Source organism: Sporosarcina sp. Y838, from assembly GCF_056786515.1.
On record NZ_JBXCJD010000039.1, the window covers coordinates 1 to 3,616 of the forward strand.

At 37.4% G+C, this 3,616-nt stretch carries 6 protein-coding genes; 4 read left to right on the forward strand and 2 right to left on the reverse strand.

Features of this window, described 5'->3' with window-relative positions:
* On the reverse strand, positions 1-337 hold a 337-nt coding region (locus AC1TO4_RS19670), incomplete at its 3' end, for an IS110 family transposase (protein WP_482106697.1).
* Positions 338-646: 309 nt separating this feature from the next.
* On the opposite strand from AC1TO4_RS19670, the gene AC1TO4_RS19675 reads away from it, so the two are divergent.
* From AC1TO4_RS19675 to AC1TO4_RS19690, 4 genes are all read left to right on the forward strand, one after another.
* Positions 647-961, forward strand: coding sequence for a hypothetical protein (locus tag AC1TO4_RS19675; protein ID WP_482106698.1), 315 nt, complete (start codon positions 647-649; stop codon positions 959-961).
* Between the two features lie 236 nt (positions 962-1,197).
* A complete protein-coding gene (locus AC1TO4_RS19680) occupies positions 1,198-1,389 on the forward strand; it encodes a hypothetical protein (protein ID WP_482106699.1) in 192 nt (63 codons plus the stop codon).
* Positions 1,390-1,578: 189 nt separating this feature from the next.
* Positions 1,579-2,031 (forward strand): hypothetical protein, encoded by a 453-nt coding sequence (locus AC1TO4_RS19685; protein ID WP_482106700.1) that lies wholly within the window; start codon positions 1,579-1,581, stop codon positions 2,029-2,031.
* Positions 2,032-2,197: 166 nt separating this feature from the next.
* The gene (locus AC1TO4_RS19690) at positions 2,198-2,446 is read left to right on the forward strand and encodes a hypothetical protein (protein WP_482106701.1); all 249 of its coding nucleotides are present in this window, start codon (positions 2,198-2,200) and stop codon (positions 2,444-2,446) included.
* A 124-nt stretch (positions 2,447-2,570) separates the two neighbouring features.
* Here AC1TO4_RS19690 and AC1TO4_RS19695 read toward each other — a convergent pair.
* The coding region (locus tag AC1TO4_RS19695) for an IS110 family RNA-guided transposase (RefSeq protein WP_482106702.1) at positions 2,571-3,616 on the reverse strand (1,046 nt) is incomplete at its 5' end.

Sequence of the window (3,616 nt, forward strand, 5' to 3'; positions counted from 1 at the left end):
CTTTGAGTAGTCCGTGACGAAGTAACTTGGCAATCCATTCGGCATCCTTCACGTCGGTTTTTCGACCCGGCACTGCTTTCATATGTTGGGCATTCACTACTAAAAACTCAATATTCTCAGCTTCTAGTATGTTAACGATAGGCTTCCAAAAGACACCTGTACTTTCCATCGCTACGTGCGTACACTCATGCTCCTTAATCCAGTCGATTAACTGTAATAGAAATACAGTCTTAGTAGAAAACGTTCGAATCTCCTTTCCTTTCGGAGTCATAATACACGCAGTAATCGAATCTTTATGAATATCCATACCGCATGCATGCTCAATGATTACTTCCATTGTAATCATCCTTTCTACGGCATAATAGTATTGGAGGCTGGTGCAACAACCAGAGTAGGATTAATCTCCCATGAGTGCTTCCCGTAAGGGAGCGACATTCTGTGATGCACCGTGGTCGTTGGAGTCAGACTAACGGATGGGCTCTATGGCACCATAGTTGATCGACCTTCCTCTCCCAGCCGTAGTATCCAATACCCGTTCTGTACACATTTTCATCCTCTGTGGTGTAGCGCTAATTTTGCGCTACATGTATGGCTAACGGGGCAGGTTAGTTGAAGAAAAGTGCCAAATGACTGGGGGTTTTCAAGGGTGAACAAATTAGGAAAAGTGCTTCAATGGTTAGGTTTTATTCTTATTGTTTTAGGACCGTTTTTTGCCTTAGAAGACACGTATGCAAACTACCTTCCTATACTTATGATTAGTGGTTCAACTCTTGCTCTGTTAGGGAGTCTGCTGATTAAGCCAAGGAAGTTAGAGATTTTGGCAATTTGTTTAGGCATCTTGTCTTTAATAGCTTATTTTTATTTAGATCAAAGGTTGATATACAAAATTTTAATTATAACAAGTCTTGTATTAGTTGTAGTACATGGAATTTTGGAAAAGAAAAATCATCATTCAAAATGAATAAGCGGGGAAATCAGTATTAAAAAAGTCTATATGGGCGGACTTATTGAAGTAACGGGGAAGACTCTTGAACAATTTGCTACGGACAATAATAAAAAGCATTTCCCTTATTCACTAACGGGTGCTTTACTTCAATTAGGGGTTAAGCACCCTTTTCTTATTCAACTAAAGGGGCAGGTTAGTTCAACAAGTACAACATAATAATTACCAATAAACTAAGAACATGGAGTTGTTAAATGATGAAATATTTGAAAGTTTTTATTAGTATCCTCTTGATTTTTCTTGGAAGTACGCTGTTAAATATAACCGTCAATGATGAATTGACGAAAAATACAGTTCTTAAAATATCTGGTGTATTTATGATGTTTTTGGGTAGTGTGTCACTTGTAAGAGCAATTAAAAAAGGGAAATTAAAAAATGCAGAATAGAAGAAAATAATGGAAAAAGAAATATCAATTTAAATAAATTAGGATGTACGATGGAAATTTATCCAAGATTGTGAAAGAGTGTACTTAAGCTAAAGGGTGCTTTACTTCAAGAAGGATAAAGCATTTTTTCTTATTGAACTAACGGTGCAGGTTAGTTTAATAAGGCAGTATAGAAAGGGGAAAACATTTATGACTCAGTATATTTATATTGCTTCACCAATAAGATTGCCGAAAGGTTCATTCGGGTCATACCCCTTGTCTCCTGAACAACCCAATGTCTTTAAAAATGAATTTGATTTTACAGATTTATATTTTGAAAATAATTACGATAGTAAATTGAAGCGAAAATTTTCATATAGTCCACATTTCTCATTTAATCATCAAGTGGCAGCTTTCTCTAATCACATACCTTTAAAAAAATTTGAATTTAAAGGAACAGCGGAAGAAGAAAAGTGTTTAACTATACTATATTCTTATCTGGAAGAAGCCCTTCAAGCTAGCGGTGTTGTAGAGTATTTTACCTGTTTGAGTGGAAAAGAAAAGTTAGCGATTTCAAAAAAAAGAAATATTCATTGGATGGACATAAAAAAACCTTACGACTTGGTGTTAGAAGACCGTGAGTTTTGGGAAATTTCATTGTAGCGACTTATTTGACTAACGGGTGCTTTACATCAAGAAGGAGTGAAGCTTTTTTCTTATTGAACTAACGAAGCAGGTTAGTTCAACAAAGGTAATACAGATAAAAAGAAGAATTTGTTCATATACAATATATGGTATTATTCATTTTATAGAGAAAGGGGTATTTAAAATGACAAGACGAGGTACTGGAATTGCATTTATTGCTATATCTGCTTTTTTAATATCAACGAAATATATAAGTGCTGCAATTTTTGGTTCAGGGGTTTCAAGTTGGAGTCAAGATTTATTCGATGGGATGTTAACTTATGTAGGATATACTTTAAACATTTTTAGTGTGCTGTCTCTACTTGTAGGTATTCTTTATATCGTATGGGGAGAATATGAAGAATTAAAACTTAAAAGGAGTACTAATAAATAGTCTTCTTCAACTCCCATGAAAATAAAACTCCAAACTTCGCAAAAATGGCAACACTAAAGAAGACGCAACTCATGTTTTTTTAAAAAAATGCAGCGCCTGGTTTTGGATCGAGTTATTTGTTGGATTAGGAGACTTGCGGTTCAGTAATTGTAACGTTGTATCCTAAGTTTTCGAGCCTTCGAACAGAATACCGTACAATAGATTGTTGCTTTTGTTTGTCAAAATAATCTTCGCCTAAGTCTACATACATTTCTTTGCGTGTTAAGAGATAATAGGCAATCCTCAAAATGGCATGGGCGACAGAAATACCTGCACGTTTTTTGCCTTTTCGTGCTGCTGTGCGCCTATACATTGCTCCAAGATAGGTCTTCGACCCTCTTATAGAGTGAGCGGCTTCTACTAAGGCTGACTTTAGATATTTGTTCCCTTTTTTCATATTCGTGGATTTCCTTTTGCCAGCACTTTCGTTATGGCCAGGGACCAATCCTGCCCAGGAACATAAATGCGAAGAGCTTGGAAATTGATTCCCGACATCGGTTCCGACTTCAGCTAGGATTTGTTCAGCCATACGAGTGGCAACGCCAGGAATAGAATCCAACCGTTCAAGATCTTCTTGGTGAGAGGATAGTCTAGAAGCTATCTCCTGGTTTAGTAGCTCAACTTGATCACTTAGAAAGTCAATATGAGTGAGAATGGTTTTTATCATGAGCCGTTGGTGTGAATTGATGTATCCACGAAGAGCGAGTTCAAGATCATCTTTTTTCTTTTTCATTGTACGTCGAGCTAAGCTCGCAAGTTTTACAGGATCATCCTCGCCATCTGCGATGGCATTAAGCATGTCACGAGCTGAAACACCCATAATATCGGAGACAACGGAGCCCAACTTGATATTCGCTCCTTCTAACACTTTTTGAATCCGATTATGTTGTCTCGCGCGCTCTTCAATAATGCTGCGACGATAGCGAACCAACTCCCGAAGTTCCCGTTGATTTCGATCAGGAATAAAACTCGCTTTGAGTAGTCCGTGACGAAGTAACTTGGCAATCCATTCGGCATCCTTCACGTCGGTTTTGCGACCCGGCACTGCTTTCATATGTTGGGCATTCACGACTAAAAACTCAATATTCTCAGCTTCTAGTATGTTAACAATAGGCTTCCAAAAGACACCTG